General features: G+C 59.6%; 23 protein-coding genes. 15 read left to right on the plus strand and 8 right to left on the minus strand.

The genetic code is table 11. The features are described from left to right. Window positions 1-63 precede the first annotated feature (63 nt). Both IB244_RS10895 and IB244_RS10900 read left to right on the plus strand, forming a co-directional pair. A complete protein-coding gene (locus tag IB244_RS10895) occupies window positions 64-459 on the plus strand; it encodes a hypothetical protein (protein WP_018116335.1) in 396 nt (131 codons plus the stop codon). Between the two features lie 94 nt (window positions 460-553). Then, window positions 554-1,666: a pyridoxal phosphate-dependent aminotransferase gene (locus IB244_RS10900; RefSeq protein ID WP_192304186.1), complete on the plus strand. Its 1,113-nt coding sequence runs from the start codon at window positions 554-556 to the stop codon at window positions 1,664-1,666. A gap of 133 nt (window positions 1,667-1,799) precedes the next feature. Here the strand turns inward: IB244_RS10900 and IB244_RS10905 are convergent, their stop codons facing one another. Beyond that, window positions 1,800-2,066, minus strand: coding sequence for a sel1 repeat family protein (locus IB244_RS10905; protein WP_192304188.1), 267 nt, complete (start codon window positions 2,064-2,066; stop codon window positions 1,800-1,802). A 436-nt stretch (window positions 2,067-2,502) separates the two neighbouring features. On the opposite strand from IB244_RS10905, the gene IB244_RS10910 reads away from it, so the two are divergent. Beyond that, entirely contained in the window at window positions 2,503-2,841 is a 339-nt protein-coding gene (locus IB244_RS10910) for a DUF2147 domain-containing protein (protein WP_018116338.1), read from the plus strand. A 57-nt stretch (window positions 2,842-2,898) separates the two neighbouring features. Here IB244_RS10910 and IB244_RS10915 read toward each other — a convergent pair whose 3' ends face one another. Further along, complete coding sequence (locus IB244_RS10915) at window positions 2,899-3,597, minus strand: glutathione S-transferase N-terminal domain-containing protein (RefSeq protein WP_192304190.1); 699 nt, start codon at window positions 3,595-3,597, stop codon at window positions 2,899-2,901. A 152-nt stretch (window positions 3,598-3,749) separates the two neighbouring features. Between IB244_RS10915 and IB244_RS10920 the strand changes: the two genes are divergently transcribed. Both IB244_RS10920 and IB244_RS10925 read left to right on the plus strand, forming a co-directional pair. Beyond that, window positions 3,750-3,926 carry a hypothetical protein gene (locus tag IB244_RS10920; protein WP_192304192.1) on the plus strand — a complete coding sequence of 59 codons (177 nt, stop codon included), beginning with the start codon at window positions 3,750-3,752 and terminating at the stop codon, window positions 3,924-3,926. 92 nt (window positions 3,927-4,018) lie between these two features. Next, entirely contained in the window at window positions 4,019-5,515 is a 1,497-nt protein-coding gene (locus tag IB244_RS10925) for an AMP nucleosidase (protein ID WP_192304195.1), read from the plus strand. Window positions 5,516-5,524: 9 nt separating this feature from the next. Here IB244_RS10925 and IB244_RS10930 read toward each other — a convergent pair whose 3' ends face one another. Next, entirely contained in the window at window positions 5,525-5,749 is a 225-nt protein-coding gene (locus IB244_RS10930) for a hypothetical protein (protein ID WP_192304197.1), read from the minus strand. Between the two features lie 147 nt (window positions 5,750-5,896). On the opposite strand from IB244_RS10930, the gene IB244_RS10935 reads away from it, so the two are divergent. Genes IB244_RS10935 through IB244_RS10950 form a run of 4 tightly spaced genes read left to right on the plus strand, consistent with a single transcriptional unit; the run spans window position 5,897 to window position 8,238 of the window. After that, a complete protein-coding gene (locus IB244_RS10935; protein ID WP_018857458.1) occupies window positions 5,897-6,256 on the plus strand; it encodes a YciI family protein in 360 nt (119 codons plus the stop codon). 10 nt (window positions 6,257-6,266) lie between these two features. Then, window positions 6,267-6,626, plus strand: coding sequence for a YciI family protein (locus IB244_RS10940; RefSeq protein ID WP_018857459.1), 360 nt, complete (start codon window positions 6,267-6,269; stop codon window positions 6,624-6,626). A gap of 4 nt (window positions 6,627-6,630) precedes the next feature. Then, entirely contained in the window at window positions 6,631-6,990 is a 360-nt protein-coding gene (locus tag IB244_RS10945) for a YciI family protein (RefSeq protein WP_018116256.1), read from the plus strand. 3 nt (window positions 6,991-6,993) lie between these two features. Continuing rightward, on the plus strand, window positions 6,994-8,238 hold the full coding sequence (locus IB244_RS10950) for an RNA polymerase sigma factor (RefSeq protein WP_192304199.1): 1,245 nt from the start codon (window positions 6,994-6,996) through the stop codon (window positions 8,236-8,238). On the opposite strand, the gene IB244_RS10955 is transcribed toward IB244_RS10950, so the two are convergent. Then, on the minus strand, window positions 8,206-9,168 hold the full coding sequence (locus tag IB244_RS10955) for a lysylphosphatidylglycerol synthase domain-containing protein (protein ID WP_113471047.1): 963 nt from the start codon (window positions 9,166-9,168) through the stop codon (window positions 8,206-8,208). The genes IB244_RS10950 and IB244_RS10955 overlap by 33 nt on opposite strands. A gap of 69 nt (window positions 9,169-9,237) precedes the next feature. Here IB244_RS10955 and IB244_RS10960 point away from each other — a divergent pair, with 69 nt between their 5' ends. Further along, window positions 9,238-10,254: a glycosyltransferase family 2 protein gene (locus IB244_RS10960; RefSeq protein WP_192304201.1), complete on the plus strand. Its 1,017-nt coding sequence runs from the start codon at window positions 9,238-9,240 to the stop codon at window positions 10,252-10,254. Next, complete coding sequence (locus IB244_RS10965; protein WP_192304203.1) at window positions 10,247-11,743, plus strand: glycosyltransferase family 39 protein; 1,497 nt, start codon at window positions 10,247-10,249, stop codon at window positions 11,741-11,743. Before IB244_RS10960 ends, IB244_RS10965 begins: the two co-directional genes overlap by 8 nt. A 72-nt stretch (window positions 11,744-11,815) precedes the next feature. Here the strand turns inward: IB244_RS10965 and IB244_RS10970 are convergent, their stop codons facing one another. Further along, window positions 11,816-12,760 (minus strand): diacylglycerol/lipid kinase family protein, encoded by a 945-nt coding sequence (locus tag IB244_RS10970; RefSeq protein ID WP_113471044.1) that lies wholly within the window; start codon window positions 12,758-12,760, stop codon window positions 11,816-11,818. A gap of 316 nt (window positions 12,761-13,076) precedes the next feature. Between IB244_RS10970 and IB244_RS10975 the strand changes: the two genes are divergently transcribed. Continuing rightward, window positions 13,077-14,297: an MFS transporter gene (locus IB244_RS10975; RefSeq protein WP_113471043.1), complete on the plus strand. Its 1,221-nt coding sequence runs from the start codon at window positions 13,077-13,079 to the stop codon at window positions 14,295-14,297. Window positions 14,298-14,616: 319 nt separating this feature from the next. After that, window positions 14,617-15,993: a magnesium transporter gene (gene mgtE, locus IB244_RS10980; RefSeq protein WP_113471042.1), complete on the plus strand. Its 1,377-nt coding sequence runs from the start codon at window positions 14,617-14,619 to the stop codon at window positions 15,991-15,993. 30 nt (window positions 15,994-16,023) lie between these two features. Here mgtE and IB244_RS10985 read toward each other — a convergent pair whose 3' ends face one another. After that, complete coding sequence (locus tag IB244_RS10985) at window positions 16,024-16,497, minus strand: Lrp/AsnC family transcriptional regulator (RefSeq protein WP_018857467.1); 474 nt, start codon at window positions 16,495-16,497, stop codon at window positions 16,024-16,026. Window positions 16,498-16,643: 146 nt separating this feature from the next. Between IB244_RS10985 and IB244_RS10990 the strand changes: the two genes are divergently transcribed. Continuing rightward, on the plus strand, window positions 16,644-17,549 hold the full coding sequence (locus IB244_RS10990; RefSeq protein WP_192304204.1) for a DMT family transporter: 906 nt from the start codon (window positions 16,644-16,646) through the stop codon (window positions 17,547-17,549). A gap of 58 nt (window positions 17,550-17,607) precedes the next feature. Here IB244_RS10990 and IB244_RS10995 read toward each other — a convergent pair whose 3' ends face one another. Together IB244_RS10995 and IB244_RS11000 are read right to left on the minus strand one after the other, a co-directional pair. Further along, window positions 17,608-18,129: a GNAT family N-acetyltransferase gene (locus IB244_RS10995; protein ID WP_192304206.1), complete on the minus strand. Its 522-nt coding sequence runs from the start codon at window positions 18,127-18,129 to the stop codon at window positions 17,608-17,610. Between the two features lie 9 nt (window positions 18,130-18,138). After that, complete coding sequence (locus IB244_RS11000; protein WP_113471587.1) at window positions 18,139-19,803, minus strand: electron transfer flavoprotein-ubiquinone oxidoreductase; 1,665 nt, start codon at window positions 19,801-19,803, stop codon at window positions 18,139-18,141. Window positions 19,804-20,047: 244 nt separating this feature from the next. Between IB244_RS11000 and IB244_RS11005 the strand changes: the two genes are divergently transcribed. Beyond that, window positions 20,048-20,836 (plus strand): SDR family oxidoreductase, encoded by a 789-nt coding sequence (locus IB244_RS11005; RefSeq protein WP_192304208.1) that lies wholly within the window; start codon window positions 20,048-20,050, stop codon window positions 20,834-20,836. The last annotated feature ends 145 nt before the right edge of the window (window positions 20,837-20,981 follow it).

A 20,981-nucleotide genomic window follows, 5' to 3' on the forward strand; every position in this document is an offset into this window, starting at 1 on the left:
AGGCATTCGTGTGAGGCTTCAATTGAAGAGGACCGGGATTACCTTGGTTCAGGGAAACGCGGAATGTCGATGCTTCGTGCCACACACCTTGCAACCGTGAAATCCGCGGTTTACGAGACGCGCTGGGAAAAATTCAACGTAAGGCGCCCTGCCCGGATCGTTGCGGTTCGGCCCTGTCTTACCGGCATCTCCGTCCGGAGTGCGGAGATCGTCGATATCTCGCAGGGTGGCGCTACGTTTGTCGTGTCATCCACCGCGGGCCTGCCAAAGCACTACTACCTTAACATTCTCGGCCTTGCCTATCGGATCGGTTGTGCGGAAACCTATCGCAACAACGAACGTATCGGCGTCCGCTTCATCAATACGATCGAGCCCGACGTGCTGCGCCGCGTTTTGCGCGCCGACTTCATGATTGGCAACATGGAAGCGATCGAAGCCCGCGGAATCGTGCGGATGTAGATCGCGAATACCGGGGAATAATGTTTCTTGCCTTGGCGGCAGCAGGGCCTATTGTCGGTCCGACTTTTCACAGCATCCAGGAAATTGCCCCAGCATGTCCGCCTTCTCGCGCTTCACGCCGCTTGCTAGCGCCCTTCCCTCCACCGTTCCGTTCGTCGGCCCAGAAGCGATCGAGCGTCAGCGCGGCCTTCCGGTCAAGGCGCGTATCGGGGCCAACGAGAATGGCTTTGGCCCTGCCCCATCCGTACTCGCAGCCATGCGCGACCAGGCTGGCGAGATATGGAAGTACAACGATCCTGAAAACTACGAGCTCCGGGAGGCCCTTGCCAACCATCTCGGTGTCGGAATCGAGTCGATCGCGATAGGCGGGGGCATCGACGAACTGCTCGGCCAGATCGTACGGCTCGTCATCGAGCCGGGCGCACCTGTCGTGACATCGCTCGGTGGCTATCCAACGTTCAATTTCCACGTTGCCGGCTTCGGCGGGCGGCTCGTGACCGTGCCCTATGCCAGCGATCGTGAAGATCTCGACGGCCTCCTGGCAGCCGTCAAACGCGAGAACGCGCCGCTGGTCTATTTCGCCAATCCGGACAATCCGATGGGAAGCTGGTGGGATGCCGACAGTATCGTCGCCTTTGCCCGTGCGCTACCGGAAACCACGATGCTCATTCTCGACGAGGCCTACAGCGAAACCGGCCCGGCGGGATCGCTGCCCCCCATCAGCGCGCTGATCGACTTGCCGAACGTTGTGCGCACGCGCACCTTCTCGAAAGCCTATGGCCTGGCCGGCGCCAGGGTCGGCTATGTTATCTCGACTTCAGGTACGGCGCGCGCATTCGACAAGATCCGCAATCATTTCGGCATGAATCGGCTGGCCACGGTCGCTGCACTGGCGGCACTCAAGGACCAAGCCTATCTCGCCGAAGTCGTGGCCAGCATCCACGGCGCGCGCGACCGGATCGCCGCCATCGCCAAGGCCAACAACCTCGTTCCGCTTGTCTCGGCAACGAATTTCGTTGCGATCGACGCCGGACGTGACGGCACCTATGCCCGCGCCATTGTCGATGGCCTGATGCAGCACGGCGTCTTCATTCGCATGCCCGGCGTTGCCCCGCTCAACCGCTGCATCCGCGTCAGCGTTGGACCGGAAGCTGACATGGCGCTTCTCGAGGATGCCCTGCCGCAGGTACTCAAAACATTGGGTTAAACGCAAGGAACCGCGCCGGCCTTGTTCCTGCCGGTCGCGGTTGATGTCCTGGCATTGGCCCGTCCGAGCACCGCGCCAGCCCCCTTTTGAGGTTGTTATCGATCTTGCCCGCGCCTTTGTGGGCAAACGGTTCTCAGTGGATCGTCATCCATTCGCGGGCGGCGCGCAGCGCTTCCACGATCTGCATCTTGTTCATGCTTGCGGCAACGTCGGCCCGAAGCTCGGCGGCACGGTCGTTGCCTTTGATCGCCGCGATGTTCAGCCACTTGTGAGCGGCGACCAGATCGACAGCGCAGCCGCGGCCGGTCGCATATATCAGACCCATTTCGCAGAAGATGTCGGCGTTGTTCTCGCCACCCATGGTGGCCATTTCAGCATTGTGCATTTCAAAACGTGCCATCGGTTTATCCCTGTTTTGCCTGTTATCGACTTGCCCTGTTTTACCTCCGGAGACCTGCCGTCTATCGCGGTTCTAAGTACCCTTCGGTTCGGCGGGTTTGCCCCGCTCGTTTGATGGATCCACTATGCCGATGCGCTTTCAAAAAACGCCTAAAATGCATGATTAATTTGAGACAAACAAAGTGCAAACGCTTGGTAAAATTGGATTTTTGTTAAACATCGGATCCCTTGCGGATTAAGGATTTTCGACACAATTTTACGGAATATTCAGATCTGAAAATCAACCTTCCGTTCACCACGAAATCAGCATCAAATGCCCAGAACGGAAGATTTCGCCGCTGTCGGTCTGCAAAAACGCTCGCCTGAAGCAGTGAAAAACACATTTACGTTTACGTTCGCGTCATATATTTTCGCGCCTGGACATTAGGGAGGAACGAATGATCCGAACACTTATTCTCTCTGGCGCATTGATGTTTGCCGCCGGGGCAGCTTCTGCTGACGAACCGATCGTCGGCAACTGGAAGACAGCTGCGGGCGATACGGCCCAGATTGCATCTTGCGGCGGCAGCTACTGCATCGTGCTGAAATCCGGCAAGTATGCCGGCAAGAAGATCGGCATTCTCGCAGGAAGCGGTGTTACCTATACCGGCCAGATCACCGATCCAGCCAACGACAAAACCTATAGCGGATCCGGCAATATTTTCGGAAATTCACTGAAGATGAAAGGCTGCGTCCTCAACGTGCTCTGCAAATCGCAGACCTGGACACGCCTGTAAGAAACGGCTTTCCAAAAGGAAGCGCCCGGAAAGCCGGGCGCTTTTCTGCGTCAATTGTCAGCGGGCGCGCTGCTTGAAAAGGATCTTCTGCGCTTCCTTGTCATCGGCAAGATTGCTGCGTTCGCGCTCTTCCTTGCCGATTGCCGTGCCACGGACCACGGCCGGGCGCGCCATCATCGTCTCGAACCAGCGCTTGAGGTTGGGAAACTCGTTGAGGTCCTGTCCCTGCTTCTCGTATGGAACGACCCAGCCGATGCAAGCCATGTCGGCAATCGAGTAGTCCCCGGCGAGATATTCGCGCTCTGCCAACAGCTTGTTCATCACGCCGTATAAGCGGTTCACTTCATTGGTATAGCGGTTGATGCCGTATTCGATCTTCTCCGGTGCATAACCGCGGAAGTGATGCGCCTGTCCAGCCATGGGGCCCAAGCCACCCACCTGCCAAAAGAGCCATTCCTCGATCTGGACGCGTGTGCGCTCGTCCGTCGAATAGAACTTCCCGAACTTGCGACCGAGATATTGGAGGATGGCGCCGGACTCAAACACCGAGATCGGTTCGCCGCCGGGGCCATCCGGATCGACAATTGCCGGCATACGGTTGTTCGGGGCGATCTTCAGGAATTCCGACGTGAACTGCTCCCCCTTGCCGATATTGATATACTTGACCTCGTAGGGAACGCCGAGTTCCTCGAGCATGATGCTGATCTTCCAGCCGTTGGGGGTGGGCCAGTAATAAAGCTCAATCGGTGCCGTCATGAAAATCTCCTTTGCGGGACCAAAGAGATAAGCAGCAGCCGCGCTTCAAGCTGCCCGGCTTCCTGAACGCCTGATGAACCATGATCTCAGCACCGGTTCAGCCACAACGTGGCAAAACTGTCTCAACGCTAAGGCGATACCGGGGCAAAGGCATGGATATGCTCATTTTGGCAAGACGTTTCACCATCATCACGCTGTTTGCAGCAGTCTTCGCCATCAGCTTTTCGGTTGCGGTCAACCGCAATGCCGGTGGCGGTGCGCAGTCACACTTCGGGGCCAACTATACGTGCTTCGACGCCAGCCGCCCGTTCTGCAGAACAAGCAACTGACTGGCTGCGGCGGCACATCGCTGCCCCAAAAATCTCTGCAATCCCTTTAGACGCGTCGTTTGCTTGTTAGGAACAACACCCTATAATGCCGCATGAACAAACGAATCTCTTCCCCTCTCGACATTTCGTCTCCGTCACCTTTCGCGCCGCAAACCTTTGACGATCCTGTCGAGGCAGTCGACGCGCTGACAGAACTCTACGAACGCAACACCCATTTCCTGGTTGAGAGCTTCGCAACGCTAGCCAAGGGCGCGCCAATTACATCGCGCTATCGTGCCTTCTACCCACAAGTTAGCATCGAGACGACGAGTTACGGCCACATCGATACTCGTCTGTCCTACGGGCACGTTACCGCTCCCGGCATTTACACGACGACGATTACTCGGCCGCAGCTGTTTCGGCACTATCTGAAGCAGCAGCTTGGCCTGTTGATAAGAAATCATAACGTGCCGGTCGTCGTTTCAGAATCGACGACGCCTATTCCACTGCACTTTGCGTTCGGTGAGGGTGCCCATGTCGAGGCATCCGCCGCGGCGTTCATGGACATTCCGATGCGTGATCTGTTTGACACGCCGGACCTGAACACAACGGACGACGAGATTGCCAACGGCGAATACATTCCGCCGCCAGGTGAACCTTCGCCGCTTGCCGCCTTTACGGCTCAGCGCATCGACTACTCGCTTGCCCGTCTTGCCCATTACACCGCGACCGGCGCGCAGCATTTTCAGAACTTCGTGCTGTTTACGAACTACCAATTCTACATCGACGAATTCTGCATCTGGGCACGCAAGCTGATGGCGGAAGGCGGAGATGGCTACACGGCCTTTGTCGAGCCGGGCAATATCATCACGCATGCCGGCTCCAATCAGCCCGAGACCGACGTTACGCTTTCGCGCCTCCCGCAGATGCCGGCCTACCATCTGAAAAAGAAAGGGCATGCCGGGATCACCATGATCAATATCGGCGTCGGCCCATCCAATGCCAAGACGATCACCGACCACGTGGCCGTCCTTCGCCCGCATGCCTGGCTGATGCTCGGCCACTGCGCCGGCCTGCGCAACAGCCAGCGCCTGGGTGATTATGTCCTTGCTCACGCGTACATGCGCGAAGACCACGTCCTTGACGACGATCTGCCTGTCTGGGTGCCGATCCCGGCACTGGCGGAAGTGCAGGTCGCCCTGGAGGGCGCCGTGGCAGAGATCACCGGCTACGAAGGCTTCGAGCTGAAGCGCATCATGCGCACCGGCACAGTCGGCACGATCGACAACAGGAACTGGGAGTTGCGCGACCAACGCGGCCCGGTCAAACGTCTGTCCCAGGCTCGTGCCATCGCGCTCGACATGGAATCGGCGACGATCGCCGCAAACGGCTTCCGCTTCCGCGTGCCCTACGGCACCCTGCTCTGCGTATCGGACAAGCCGTTGCATGGCGAATTGAAGCTGCCCGGCATGGCGACCGCCTTTTACAGGACGCAGGTCAACCAGCATCTGCAAATTGGTATCCGTGCGATCCAGAAACTCGCAGCAATGCCGCCGGAAGCACTGCATTCGCGCAAGCTCAGAAGCTTCTTCGAAACGGCCTTCCAATAGCCGTTTCCCTTATTGGCGAGTGGCTGCGACCGCGCTAGTCGCAAGTTGGCGCTCATAGTGCTCGCCCGCGGCATCCAGCACCACAATCGTAACCGCAAAAAGGGCTGCGACGGCAACGAGGCGTGCGATTGTGGCCCGCATCATTGGCAGTTCCGTATCAGCCTGATAGGGCTGTTTGTTCTGTTGGCGACTTGCGCGGATGGCGTTCGCCAGCACGATCTCGAAAGAACCCATCGTCGTCACTCCATATTGTTGACGACACTTGGTCGAAGCCAGTGTGCTCGTTTCGACCCAAATTTCCGTAAAAAGATTTTTTCGCTTCCTGTCGAAATCACCCTAGGCTGAGCGTCCAATGATCGTGACAGCCAGGGAGAGCGAACGATGAAATATCTCTGCCAGGTCTGGTTCGAGCCGGCGACGCTTGAAGCCATGACCGAGGAGGAAAAAAGGAACCTCGACAGAGCGTCCCTCGCTTACGACGATGATCTGATCGCCAGCGGGCACATGATCGCCGCGCAGGCGCTGCAATCGCCAAAGAATGCCGTGACCGTCCGCGTTCGAAATGATGAAATGTCAGTGACGGACGGCCCTTTTGCAGAAACAAAAGAACAACTCGGCGGCTTCATTCTTATCGACGCAAAAGATCTGAACGATGCCATTCGCGTTGCGGCCGGTATCCCGCTTGCAAGACTAGGGTCAATCGAAGTCCGGCCGATCTACGATATTCCGGTTTATAGTTGAGGGAGACGTCATGAAATATCTCTGCCAGGTCTGGTTCGACACCGAGAAGAGCAAGCTCGTCCCGCAGGAAGAGTGGGATGTGGTCACGCAGGAATGCATCGCAAGCGACGATCACTGGCATGACCGCGGCGTCCTGCAAGTCGCTCTTGCGCTGCACGAGCCCGAATCTGCAGTTACTCTTCGAGTGAGGCAGGGCGTCACGACGGCAACCGACGGTCCCTTCGCCGAAATCAAGGAACATCTTGGTGGTTTCGTATTGATCGACGCCGCCGACATGGAAGAAGCCGAGAGGATCGCCTCGACGTTCCCCATATTGAAATACGCTTCGATCGAGATACGGCCGGCCTATTCCATCAAAGACGGGAGATAATGCGATGCGCTATGTTTGCCTGATCTACAATTCGGCCGATGTCGACGGTCGTCAGGCCCCTGCAGAAACCGAAGCTGTCGTTCGCGCGCATTTCGGCTTCGACGAAGGGTTGCGCGAACGGGGCACGCTGATTCATGCCGATGCGCTCGAAACGCCCGATAAGGCTGTCGTCCTGCGGGTGCGCAACAACGAGCTTAGCATGACTGATGGCCCTTACGTCGAGACGAAGGAGCATCTGGCCGGCCTGTATGTTATCGATGCCTCCGATATGGATGAGGCAAAGGCAATCGCCGCTGGAATTCCATGTGCGCGAATTGGCGCTGTGGAAATCCGCCCGGTGCGGATCCTGACATTGCCGGAGTAGACCTTGGAACGTCTGATCGAGGATATCTACCGATCGCAGTCTCGCCGGGTGCTTGCGACACTCATCCGTCTCCTTGGAGACTTCGACAGGGCCGAAGAAGCCCTGCACGACGCGTTTGCAGCCGCCGCGCGGACGTGGCCCCGCGATGGTGTTCCGGCAAACCCGTTCGGCTGGCTCGTTTCCGCCGGGCGATTTCGCGCGATCGACCACATCAGGCGCCGGTCGCGTTTCGATATGTCGGCGAAGGATATCGAGGAAAGTCTATACGGGTCTTTCGATGAAACGGAGATTGGCGACGTGGACCTGATCCAAGACGACATGCTCCGGTTGATCTTCACCTGCTGTCATCCGATCATACCCGCCGACGCGCAAATGGCGATGGCGCTTAGAGAGATATGCGGACTTACGACTGAAGAGATCGCCCATGCATTTCTAGTCCCCGCCCCAACTGTGGCACAGCGCATCGTACGCGCGAAGAACAAGATCCGCACAGCGAAGATTCCCTACGAGGTCCCTGAGCGCGACCAATTGCCGGAGCGGCTCGACCGGGTGCTGCATGTGATCTATCTGGTCTTCAACGAGGGATACTCCGCTTCGTCCGGCGAGGAGGTCGTCCGAGCGGATCTCACTTCGGAGGCCATCCGCCTGACACGGCTGCTCGCGCGCCTTCTGCCGCACCCCGATGTCTCGGGGCTGCTTGCACTCCTACTCCTTCAGGATTCGCGTCGCGCCGCCAGGCGGAGTTCGCAGGGAGGTCTCATTCTCCTGGCCGATCAGGATCGCGGGCTTTGGGACCGTGAAAAGATTCGCGAAGGTCTCGGGCGCCTCGACGGCGCCCTGCGGAATGGCGAGGTCGGTATCTACACGCTGCAGGCGGCCATCGCTGCGGAGCACGCGCGAGCCGAGACGCCTGAGAGTACGGATTGGCGCCGCATCGTCAGCTTCTATGATCTCCTGCTGTCGGCCCAGTGGTCGCCGATTGCCGAACTCAACAGGGCCGTCGCCGTGGCGATGGTGGAGGGAGCAGAAAGAGGTTTGCAGCTCGTTGACGCCATCCTGCAGGCAGGAGAATTGGAGAGCTATCATCTTGCGCATTCGGCCCGTGCCGATTTTCTGAGGCAATTGGGACAGAAGGCCGAGGCGATTGCAGCCTACGAGACAGCCTTGAGGCTGTGTCAACAGGCGCCAGAGCAGACATTCCTGAGAGAACGGATTTCAGAGCTTACGGCTGCGGCCGAGCGGCAGTGATATCGCAGTGCCCGTCAGTGCCGAGACGATGATCAGCAAATGCGCATTGATGCTTGCTTGCGCCAAGGCAGCAAGGGCCGTCTTCTCGCTGGATGCGCCTAGGGCAACGGCGCCGGCAGTGATCCCGGCCGGATAAGTGCCGACGCCACCCGGCGCGTGCACCGGAAGCACAGAGGAGAGCTCGCCGCCAAGCGCCCCGCCGAAACTTGCGGCCATCGGCAATACGCCCATCAGGTTGAGGGCCCAGGCGAGCACCAGAACCTTGACGAGCCAGTTGATGACGGTCATCGCCCAGGCGCGCGTGAAAGCGGCGGCATCGACCGGAAGTCCCCTCTCAACCTCAACCACCAGCTTCTGCGCTTTTACCGGCAGCATCGTGCCGGCAAGCCGCAACGAGGGTCGCCTTAGAGCAAAAGCGACTACCGGAAGTGACAGGAAGGACACCCAGACGATCCATGCAACGATGTTGTGTGGTGACGCGATCGCGAAGCCTATGCCGGCGGCAGCCAGCAAGGCGTGCAGATCAAGCAGGCGCATGACGAACAGCGCCGACGTGCCGCGCGCAAGCGGAATACCGAACTCGGTGCGCATCAACACCGGAAAGCTTGTCTCCCCCGTTCGAAACGGCAGCATGATATTCAGGAGATTGTGAATCTGCGTGACGCGAAAAAGCACCTTGAAGCGGCCCGCAGTTTCTCTCGGAAAATAATCGTAGATGCGCCAGGTCCTGAGAAAGTAGGTGCTGGTCAGAAGTGCGAGAGCGGCGATAATCGGGATAGCACCGACCTCGGCCCATTGTCCGAGAATGACCGGCCAGCCCCAAAACCACTGGATGAAAAGCGCGTAAGTCGCCACGATCACAATCGTCAGCAGCGTCATCCGATTGCGGATAAACCAGGATTGTCGGCTGGCAACAACCGGAAACTTCATATAGTAGGCTTTCCTGACTATCGCGGCGAATGCCGCTTTTGGCCGTGCGCCTTGTAGGAGAATTCAAACGTGCAGACAACAGTAGACCCACGTCAGGGCCTCGTGGAAGCGATGCGGCCGGTCGAATTGTCGCTCGTTGTGCCTGTCTTCAACGAGGAAGAGAGCGTCGGCCCGCTTGTCGATCGCATCTGCTTGGCCATGGCCGGCTACTCCGATCGCTGGGAGCTTATCCTGATCGACGATGGCAGCACCGATGCCACGCTGGTAAATGCGCGCAAGCACATCGGCCGCGAGGGCCTTACGCTGAGGATCGTCGAACTGCAGCGCAATTTCGGCCAGACGGCCGCGATGCAGGCAGGCATCGACGCCGCGACCGGCCGGTTGATCGCCACAATGGATGGCGATCTGCAGAACGACCCGAAAGACATTCCGTCCATGGTCGGCGAACTGGAGCGGCGTGAGCTCGATCTTTTGGTTGGCTGGCGCAGGAACCGCCAAGACGGTCTCCTGCTACGCAAGATTCCCTCATGGTGTGCCAATTACTTGATCGGGCGCATTACCGGCGTGAAGCTGCACGACTATGGCTGCAGCCTGAAGATCTACCGCGCCTCGATCATCAAGCAGGTGAAGCTGATGGGCGAAATGCACCGCTTCATCCCCGCCTGGGTCGCCGGCGTCGTGCCAAGCTCGCGCATCGGCGAAATGGTCGTGACCCACCATGCCCGCCAGCACGGACAGTCCAAGTATGGCATCTCGCGTACTTTTCGCGTGATCCTCGACCTGCTTTCCGTCATGTTCTTCATGCGCTACAAGGCACGGCCAGGCCATTTCTTCGGCTCACTGGGCCTCGGACTGGGTGGGATCTCCGCTCTGGTGATGCTCTATCTGTTCGTCGACAAGTTCGTCTTGGGCAATGACATCGGCACCCGCCCGATGCTGATGGTCGGCATCGTTTTCATGCTGTCCTCCGTGCAGTTGATCACGACCGGCATTCTTGCCGAGATGATTGCCCGTACCTATTATCGCGACGACACCTCGCCGAACTACATCGTCCGCCAGGTCTTCGACGGAAGTGAGAATGCGTAATCTGCTGGCTCGCAAGCCGGACGCGGTTGTCCTGCTGCTGGCGGCATATTTTGTCGTCAGCTTTGTCGTTCGCCTCCTCGTGCCAAACGGCCTGCGGGTCGATGAGTCCCAGCAGGCGTTCTTCTCGCAATGGCTTGTGGCCGGCTACGACACCCAGCCGCCGCTCTACAACTGGCTGCAGGCGATGGTGGTGTCCGGCTTCGGATTGTCGATCGCAACGATTGCCGCAACCAAGAACCTGGTGCTTTTTCTTCTTTTCCTGAGCTACTACAAGCTGGCCAAACTGGTGCTCGATGATCGCCTGTTTGCTGCCATCGCGACGCTTTCGCTGTTCACGATTCCACAGGTTTTCTGGCAGGCACAAAGGGACCTGACCCATACAGTCGCCCAGATGCTGATGATAAACCTCTTCATCTACAGCATCATCAAAACGCTGAAGGCCCCATCCCTGTTCTCCTACGCGGCAATCGGCGTCACGCTGGGACTGGGCATGCTGTCGAAGTACAACTTCACTCTCGTCGTGTTTGCAGCGCTCATTGCAGTGTTTCTGCATCCGGAGGGACAGAAGCGCCTGTTCGACCGTCGCTTCTTGCTTTCACTGGCTATCGCGGTCCTCATCTTCGCGCCGCACGGCCTTTGGCTCCTTAACAATATCGGCCTGGCCGCAACCCGCACGCTGAATACCATGGCGCAGGAAGCGCCGACCAGCGTACTCGCGAAACTGATCAAGGGGCCGACCGAGTTCTTCGGTCAGGTGCTCGTGATCATGGCGCCTCTTGTTGCGGTTTTTGCAATCGTTTTCGGCAAGAAGTTCCTCCGCAGTCTGCGACCGACGACCATCTGGGCTCACTTTTTCGACACGATATTTCTGGCGATTGGCGTGCAGGTTCTCGTGCTGGTTTTCGCCATCGGCATAACATCCATGCGCGACCGATGGGTGCTGCCCCTCCTGTTCCTGATGCCGATTGCGTTTTGCCTGAAGATACAGGCCCGAGGCATTCAACCGCAGGATTTTGCGCGGCGCTTCTTTATCGCACCTCTCGCGGTCATTATCATCGTCCCGTCGCTGAGTCTGGTTCTCGCGCACGCTCCGTCACTCTTCGGCCGGCCTGAGGCCTACAACGCGCCTTACGAGGAGTTTGCCGGCAAGATGATTGCTGAGGAAGGCAAGCGTCCCGGGCTGGTGCTCACCGACAGCTGGCCGGCGTCGGGAAATATGCATATGCAGTTGCCTGATGTTCCAACGATGTCCACGTTTTTCGGCAATCTGGCTATCGATTACGATTGGACCGCGGAGAAGCCGATCCTGGTGGTTTGGCTCCCCTCCAAGGACCGAACGGCGCTACCGCCGGTGCTGGTTAACTGGATTGAACAGAACCTCGGCCCGCAATACTCCGCAGTGGCGACCAAGTACACAAGCATCGGTTACATCAGCGGGCGACCGGAGGATCAACGGCTCTTCGGCTACGCCTGGATATATCCGCGCTAGCTCCGGCGTCCCCCTCAGCTCGTCCGACCGATCCAGAGCGATTTCTGGGATGCGCGCCACCAGCAGGAGCTGCTAGGGAGCGACTTCGCGCCGCTCCGCTTCGTCAACTTGCGCTGCAAGTCCTTGCTGGACCAATACCTTGAGTTCGCCTGGATGCAATTTCAATGCAACGTCTCGCTCCAGGGGACGCAGCTCGCCATCCATCACGCAATTCGCCTTTGACGGCAGCTTTGGAAAGTGCAGATGCACTTCTGCCGGATGCATGATCATCACGTCCGCATTCTCCCTCACCTTGCCTCGCAAGAGATCGATCGCCAGACGCGCGACGCCGAGCGGCTTTAGTGGATTGGCGGTATAGAAGCCTAGTTCGCCACCTGTGAGGCTGTCTGCATAAAGCAAGGCATTCTGGCCGAAAGGGTTGTTTGAAACCGAGACCGCGGAGACCCGGCGCCTCTCATAAACTCCCCCCGCTTCGAACTCGACCTCGAATTCGGGTGGGTTCAACACGACACCAAATGCGGCCCGCGCGCTTGCCCCCATCTTTCCAAGTCGGGAGCGGTACGAGTAGGAATTTCGATAGCGCACCATGCGCGCATGCAGCCCGGCCGAGAATTGGTGAATGAACGGCCTGCCGTTGGCGCTGGCAATATCGACACGATCGACTTCGCCAAAGGCCAGCGTTTCAAGCGCTTGCCAGATATCGAGTGGAACGCGCAAGGAACGGGCGAAAAGGTTCATTGTACCGGCCGGCACAACGCCAAGTGCGACGCCGTTTCTCCAGGCTATGGACGCTGCCGCCGATATCGTCCCGTCGCCACCGCCGGCGACGATGCCATCGATGTTTCCCCAGCGGGCCGCCCGCTCCATCGCGGGTACAATCTCCTTGCCGGAAAAGACGATTGCATCGAAATCGTGACCCGCTTCCCTGAAGATCGCCTCGGCCCGCCTTTCATAGGCTTCCATGTCGGTGGTCCTGAACGTTCCACCATCTCGATTGAAAAAGCCAACTAGTTTCATCAGGCTCCCGTTGATCCATCCCGACAGGCAAAGTCTGTTGGCGCTGCAAAGCAGATGGTTCCCGCAGCGGCAATTTCAAGCTGAAGCGCGTCTCACGGCCGCCGCGAGCGGCGACAGAGCCCCCAAATTTGCAAGGGACGTATGCAAATCGGGGGACGCTGCACTGCAGAAAACGCACTCGACCTGCAGCAATCTATCGTTGATAGATGGGATATTGGAACATCGTCTTCATCTCCCTTCATCTCCGGCCCACCGGTCACCGGCGCATCTTGCGTCCCGTCCCGTATGTCACCTATCGAATGCCAAGGAGTGCCTCTTGAGCCAGGTCGCCGTAAACGATTCCATAGATACGATGGCGGCAGAAGAGGCCACGTCTCCGGCGGCAATTGCGCTCGTACAACTGGCGCTTGCCTGCGGCGGCTTCGGGATAGGCACCGGCGAATTCGCTATCATGGGTCTTTTGCCTAAGGTCGCCGACACCTTCTCGGTGACGACGCCGCAGGCCGGCTACGTGATCAGCGCCTATGCGCTCGGCGTCGTTATCGGTGCTCCAATCATCGCGGTTCTCGCCGCAAAGATGGCGCGCCGCTCGCTGCTTCTCCTCGTCATGGGCATCTTTGCCGTCGGCAACCTGTTGAGCGCGATGGCACCGACCTTCGAGAGCTTCACGTTGATGCGCTTCATCACGGGGTTGCCGCATGGCGCCTACTTCGGCGTTGCCGCGATCGTCGCGGCATCCATGGTGCCGATGCACAAGCGCGCTCGCGCCGTCGGCCGCGTGATGCTCGGGTTGACGGTTGCGACCCTCCTGGGAACCCCGCTCGCCACCGTTTTCGGGCAGTCTCTCAACTGGCGGCTTGCCTTTACGATCGTTGGAATTATCGGCCTGCTGACGGTCGCCCTGATCTGGTACTACGTGCCACGCGACCGAGTTGCCGAGGGCGCAAGCTTCAAGCGCGAACTCGGCGCCTTCAAGCGTCCGCAGGTCCTGTTGACGCTCGCCACGGCATCCGTCGGCTTCGGTGGAATGTTCGCCATGTTCAGCTACATCGCGCCAACCACGACCGAGGTTGCAATGCTGCCGGAAAGTATGGTGGCCGTGATGCTGATCATCTTCGGCATCGGCATGAACGTCGGCAATGTCGTCGGCTCCTGGTTTGCCGACAAATCGCTGATGGGAACGATCGGCGGTTGCCTTGTGTTCAACATCGTCGTGCTGACACTGTTCTCCCTCACGGCTGCCAATCCGTTCATGCTGGCGCTTTGCGTATTCTGCATCGGTTGCGGCTTTGCTGCCGGTCCCGCTGTCCAGACCCGATTGATGGATGTCGGGGCGGACGCGCAGACGCTTGCTGCGGCATCTCACCACTCGGCATTCAATATTGCGAATGCGCTGGGCGCCTGGCTCGGCGGCCTGGTTATCGCACAGGGCTATGGCTTCGCCGCCACCGGCTATGTCGGCGCCATCCTGTCGTTTATCGGCATCTTTGTGTTCGTGGCATCTCTAAGCCTCGATCGCCGTGGCCGGAGCGCCTGACGCGGCCGCCCCCGGCGTCAACGCATAGTCGACAGCGGCCGCAAATTCGAAAGAACGCTGCTCGAACGATATGCCGCGCCGGAAGGTGCGGCATTCTGGCATCAAGCACCTCAAGCGCTTGACTTTTTTGACAATTGAGACCACCTAGAGCCTTACGCGGATCACCTCCATTTTCCGCGGATATCAACGGAGCCATCATCACGATGCCAAGCGACAGTAGCAGTCGATTGCCTTTGCCGTACGCGGCCCTCGTGCGCTGACCTGACTCCGTCGGGCTCGCCCGTCGGACGCTACGGCGGATCGACGGAAAGGCGAGCCTATGAACATCAATCGCTTCCCACTGCGGGCGGGCCATGCCGCTCGTTTCTTCAGCAGCGACCACCTCGGCCCGATCACCACGGCCGAGCGCGTCGAACAGCTGAACACACTTGAAATATCCGAAGCCGCAGCAATCCTGGTTACGCTGCCGCAGCAAAAGGCCGTGCGCATTCTCGGACGTCCCGAGTTGCATCACGCCGCCGCGATCCTTGCAGACATGCCGGTCGAGCATGCCGCACGGCTGTTGAACGCCGTGGCAAACGACCGTGTCGCCGACCTCTTTCAGGAAATGAACGAGGAGGTTCGTGCACACCTCTTCTCGCGGCTGGACCGCACGACCTGTCTCGCCGTCCAGCACCTGATGGGGTATCCGCCCCGCACGGCCGGCAGCATCATGACGACCGAATTCGTCAGCGTGCCCGACACCTGGACTGTTGAACAGACGCTGGAGCACGTGCGCAAAGTCGAGCGTTCGCGCGAGACGGTCTATGCGATCTACGTCCTCGATGCGGTCAGCCGCGCGCTGACGAGCGTCGTCACACTCCGCCGCCTCATCACCGGCGAGCCCGGCGAATCGGTCCTGACCGTTGCGCAGAAGGAAGGGGTTGTGCGTGCCGATCCGCTGATGACGCAGGAAGATGTCGCCCGGCTGATCCGCAAGCATAATCTGCTCGCCCTGCCCGTCGTCAGCGAGGACGGCCACATGCTCGGCATCGTCACGGTCGACGACGTCATCGACACGATGATCGCCGACCAGACCGAAGACGCCCAGAAATTCGGTGGTATGGAAGCCCTCGGCAAGCCCTACACCAAGATCAGCTTTGCCGGCATGATCCACAAGCGTGCTGGTTGGCTGTGCGCCCTCTTCCTCGGCGAAATGCTGACGGCAAGCGCCATGCAGCATTTCGAAGGCGAGCTTGAGAAGGCGATCGTGCTGACGCTGTTCGTGCCGCTGATCATGAGCTCTGGCGGCAACAGCGGGTCGCAGGCGACATCGCTGATCATCCGGGCGCTGGCGCTCGGCGAGCTCAAGCTCTCCGACTGGTGGCGCGTGCTGATGCGCGAGCTGCCGACGGGTATCGTGCTCGGCACGATCCTGGGATTGGTCGGTTTCGCCCGCATCGTGCTCTGGCAAAAAATCGGGCTCTATGACTACGGCGAGCACTGGGTCCTGGTCGGCGTCACGATCTTTACCGCACTGATCGGCATTGTCACGTTTGGTTCGCTGGCGGGCTCCATGCTGCCGTTCATCCTGCAGAGGCTGCGGCTTGATCCGGCAAGCGCCTCCGCCCCGTTGGTCGCCACGCTCGTCGATGTGAGCGGGCTGGTGATCTACTTCTCGGTCGCGCTGCTGATCCTCAGTGGCACGCTGCTCTAAGCAAGAAAACGGGGCCGATTGGCCCCGTTTCTATTTCAGTTCCGGCAGCTTCAGCGCTCCGTGGGTTTTCATGCTGCGAATGGCAAAGTTCGAGCGGATATCGCTGACATTCGGCAGGGTCAGCAGCGTGTCCGTCAGCAGCCGCTCATAGGCTGCGAGATCCTCGACCACCACCTCCGCAAGAAAGTCGGCCGTTCCCGATATTAGAAAACACGACACCACCTCGGGAATGGCGAGCAATGCCGCCTCCTGCGCCTGCGCGTTCTCGCGGCTGTGATGGGCGACCTTGAGCTCGACGAAAACCGTCAGGCCGAGACCGACTTCCTTGCGGTCGATATCGGCGCGGTAGCCGCGGATTACGCCGGTCTTTTCCAGATTGCGGATACGCCGCAGACAGGGGGACGGCGACAAATTGACCTTTTCGGCAATCTCCACGTTGGTCGCCCGGGCATCCTCCTGGAGGCATTCCAATATCGCCAGATCGAATTTATCAAGATTTGGCATGTTCGATAAAATCCTTTGGCGTGATTGGCAGATAATTGCTCATACCAGTATTTTGGCGGCATAGATAGCAAGGACATGCCTCGCCGTTTCCGCTTATTCTTCTCTCAACCGGACAGCAATCCGGACGATCACGAGAGGAGAGATCGATGAGCGCCGTTACCTTCACGAACAATGAAAAGTCCACGTCGACATCTGTCGGATATGCCGGCGCCGTCGTCACCGTCCTCATTTGGGCAGCGTGGATCCTGGCGACGCGTCACAGCGCGGCGACGCAGCTTGGCACGATCGATATCGGCCTGATCCGCTACGGTATTCCGATGCTTGTTCTGGCGCCCGTCTGGCTGAAGACTGGATTGCTGCCGAAAGGCGTGCCGCTCCGCCTGCTTGCCACGATGGTCGCGGGCGCTGGCGCCGTTTTCTTCCAGCTGACCACGTCGGCCATTCACTCGACCCCGGCATCCGCCGCCGGTATTCTGCTCGGGGGGTCCATGCCGCTTGCCACTGCGCTGATCGGCGTCATCGTCTTCCGGGAACGACCGGACTTCATGCGCGTGCTCGGTCTTGCCGCGATCGTCGGCGGCGTTGCCATCCTACTGGTCCGCAGTCTCGCCGGTGCGGCACTACCCTGGACCAGCTTTGTTCTGCTACCGATGGGAGCGATCCTATGGGCAAGCTACACGCATGCCTTTCGCCGCTCCGGCCTGACGGCTCTGCAGGCCAGCGCGCTCATCGCCATCTGGTCATTTCTCATCCACATCGGTCTGGCCGTCGCCTTCGGTACGTCGATTGCCAGCGCACCACTTGGTGAGGTCGGCTTGCAGGTACTGAGCCAAGGCGTGCTGTCCGGCCTTGCTGCCACGGTCGCCTACGGCCATGCGGTTCATGCGCTGGGCGGCACCCAGGCAGCTGCCTTCACGGCAATCACGCCGGTGCTGGCAACGATCGGCGGCGGCCTATTGCTTGGGGAGGAAATCGGCATCGCCGAGATCGCCGCCGCTGTTATCACCGGGCTCGGCGTAGCACTCTCGACCGGCATCGCCTCACGCCGATAGCAACTCCGCAGTTCGGGCCGGCGGCCAATCCGCCGGCTCACTCTATTGTTCCATGCCGCTATCGCTTCAGCGTAAGAACCATCGCAACCCGTCGTTCCGGATCCATCCCAACCGCGATTTTGTGATCCAGCTTTTTCTTCAGGAAATGCGGAACGGCTTCGACACTCGGCAGCACAAAGCCGAGGGAGGCGTAGAAGGGCGCGTTGAACGGAACGTAGCGATCCGTTGTCAGCGTCAGTGCCGATAGCCGACGCTGCTGCGCCATCTCGATTGCAGCCGACATCAGACGCCGCCCGACACCCCTGCGCTGCCAATCCGGGCAAACATCCAGTTCGATCACATAGAGCGTGCCTTCGATTTCCTCGACCGCGAGAAAGCCGACCGGACAGTCGCCGTCATCGGCGGCAACGAGCAGCAGGCCCGCATCGAGCGACCCCCGCAACAAATCGTGTGGCAGCGCGTGCGCTTCCCTGATAACGCCGAGCGCCTCCGCCAGCGTCGCGAAGGCATCGAGCTCGATCTCAGTCAGGCGCGGCAGCTCATCGAGACGCGCCTGCCGTATGGCGCAGGCGTTGCTCATGACTGCTTCTTACATATTCGGATAGACCGGTCCCTCGCCGCCCTGCGGCGGCACCCAGTTGATGTTCTGGTTGGGGTCCTTGATGTCGCAGGTCTTGCAGTGGACGCAGTTCTGGGCGTTGATGACAAAGGTCTCTTGCCCATCCTTCTCCACCCATTCGTAAACGCCGGCCGGACAGTAGCGCGTCGAAGGACCGGCATAGATGTCGTGCTCGGACGACTTCTGCAGCGCCATGTCCTTCACCTGCAGATGCACCGGCTGGTCTTCCTCGTGGTTGGTGTTCGACAGGAACACCGAGGACAGACGGTCGAAGGTGAGAACGCCGTCGGGCTTCGGGTAGGCGATCGGCTTGTGCTTGGCGGCCGGCTCCAGCGAGGCCGCATCGGTCTTGCCGTGCCTGAGCGTACCGAAGATCGAAAGGCCGAAGAGCTGGTTCGTCCACATGTCGAAACCGCCGAGCGCCACGCCGATTGCCGTGCCGAACTTCGACCACAGCGGCTTGACGTTTCGCACCCTCTTCAGGTCCTTACCGATGTCGCTTGAGCGCCAGTCGTTCTCGATCTCGACCACCTCGTCATTGGCGCGACCGGCTGCAATCGCCGCGGCAATCCGGTCCGCTGCCATCATGCCCGACAGCACCGCGTTGTGGCTGCCCTTGATGCGCGGCACGTTGACGAAGCCCGCCGAACAGCCAATCAGGGCACCGCCGGGGAAGGATAACTTCGGTACAGACTGATAGCCGCCCTCGGTGATCGCACGCGCACCATAGGACAGCCGTTTGCCGCCCTCGAAGGTCGTGCGGATCGCCGGATGCGTCTTGAAGCGCTGGAACTCCTCGAAGGGATACAGGTAAGGGTTCTTGTAGTTCAGGTGGACGACGAAGCCGACGGCAACGAGATTGTCTTCGAGGTGGTAAAGGAAGGAGCCGCCGCCGGTCTTCATGCCGAGCGGCCAGCCGAACGAGTGCTGCACGAGACCTCGGCTGTGGTGCTCGGGCTTCACCTGCCAGAGTTCCTTGATGCCGATACCGAACTTTTGCGGCTGGCGATCCCTCGACAGATCGAACTTGGCGATCAACTGCTTGGCAAGCGAACCGCGGACCCCCTCGCCGATCAGCACATACTTGCCTGTTAGCGCCATGCCGCGGGTGTAGTTCGGGCCGGGCTCGCCGTTCTTCTCGATGCCCATGTCGCCGGTGGCCACGCCAATGACGGCCCCCTCGTCGTTGTAGAGCACCTCGGTCGCGGCAAAACCCGGATAGATCTCGACGCCGAGTTCTTCCGCCTTTGTGGCGAGCCAGCGACAGACGTTGCCAAGCGAAACGATGTAGTTGCCGTGGTTGCTCATCAGCGGCGGCATCATGAAATTCGGCAGGCGCACCGAGCCCGCCGGGCCGAGCACCAGGAAGTGGTCGTCGGTCACTTCGGTCTTGAACGGATGATCAGCCTCTTGGCGCCAGCCAGGCAGCAGACGGTCGATGCCGATGGGATCGACGACGGCACCTGACAGGATGTGCGCGCCGACCTCAGCCCCCTTCTCGAGCACGACGACCGACAGTGCCGGATTGACCTGTTTCAGGCGGATCGCAGCCGACAATCCCGCAGGGCCGCCACCGACGATCACAACGTCGAATTCCATGCTTTCGCGCTCGGGCAGTTCAGTCGTATCGGTCATGCATCATCTCCGCTCGGCCGACATCGCGGCCACATTCCCCGTGATGGGGTTATCTCTTGGCAAAACAGAGCTCTATTGTCGAGCCGGGAAACGACAGCGAATCCCCCAATTCGCGCAACAGCATTTCTAGCGCCAGATAAATATATGCAGCTTACGTAAACGTCAAATTATAAACAATGCCAGACGCCGCTTTCGTCTCCCGTCGGCGCGCCGTATAGAAAGACGGACAAATGGAGAAATTGACATGGATCTGGGCATCAAGGGCAAGCGCGCACTCGTTCTGGCATCGTCGCGCGGATTGGGGCATGGCATCGCCGTGGCTTTGGCACGTGAGGGCGCGAACGTTCTTCTCTGCGGCCGCAGCGGCGAGACGCTGGAGGCAAAGTGCCGCGCCATCAACGCCGAAGGAAGTGGCAAGGCGGATTGGATCTGGGCCGATCTCTCGGACGAGAATTTCGTCGAGACCGTGACCGCCGCCGTGCATGAAAAGCTTGGTGGCATCGATATCCTGGTCAACAATACCGGCGGCCCCACGCCAGGAACGACGCAGGACATGACGCCCGAGAAACTGGAGACCTATTTCTTCTCCATGGTGCTGCGGGTGATCGCGCTCACCAACGCATTGTTGCCATCCATGAAGGAACAAGGCTGGGGGCGCATTCTCACTGTCGCGTCGTCGGGCGTCATCGAACCGATCACCAACCTCGCTCTTTCGAACACGCTGCGCCCCGCCCTCGCCGGTTGGAGCAAGACGCTGGCAACGGAGATCGGACGCTTTGGGGTCACGTCAAACCTTCTGCTTCCCGGGAGCATTCTGACCGGCCGCACCGACGAGGTAGATGGGGCGGCCGACAAGCGCACCGGCAAGAGCCTCGATGAAATCCGCTCTGCCAAGGAGGCCGCAATCCCCGTCGGTCGCTATGGGACGGTCGAAGAGTTCGCTGCAACCGCCGCCTTTCTTTGCAGCCAGCCCGCGAGCTACATCACGGGCAGTCTTGTACGCTGCGACGGCGGAGCGGCGCGATCCGTCTGATTGAAAAGGGGAAATTGGGAAAGTGTCGGCTACGGCGGATCGCCGATGCCCAACAAATGGTATTTCAGCTCATTCTTTCATTACAAAAATTTAAGCCATTATAACCACTTAGTGATGGTCGGTTCGGCAATTGTGTCTTTTTTGC

The sequence above is a fragment of the Rhizobium sp. RHZ02 genome (genome assembly GCF_014851575.1).
GTDB classification, from domain to species: domain Bacteria; phylum Pseudomonadota; class Alphaproteobacteria; order Rhizobiales; family Rhizobiaceae; genus Rhizobium; species Rhizobium altiplani.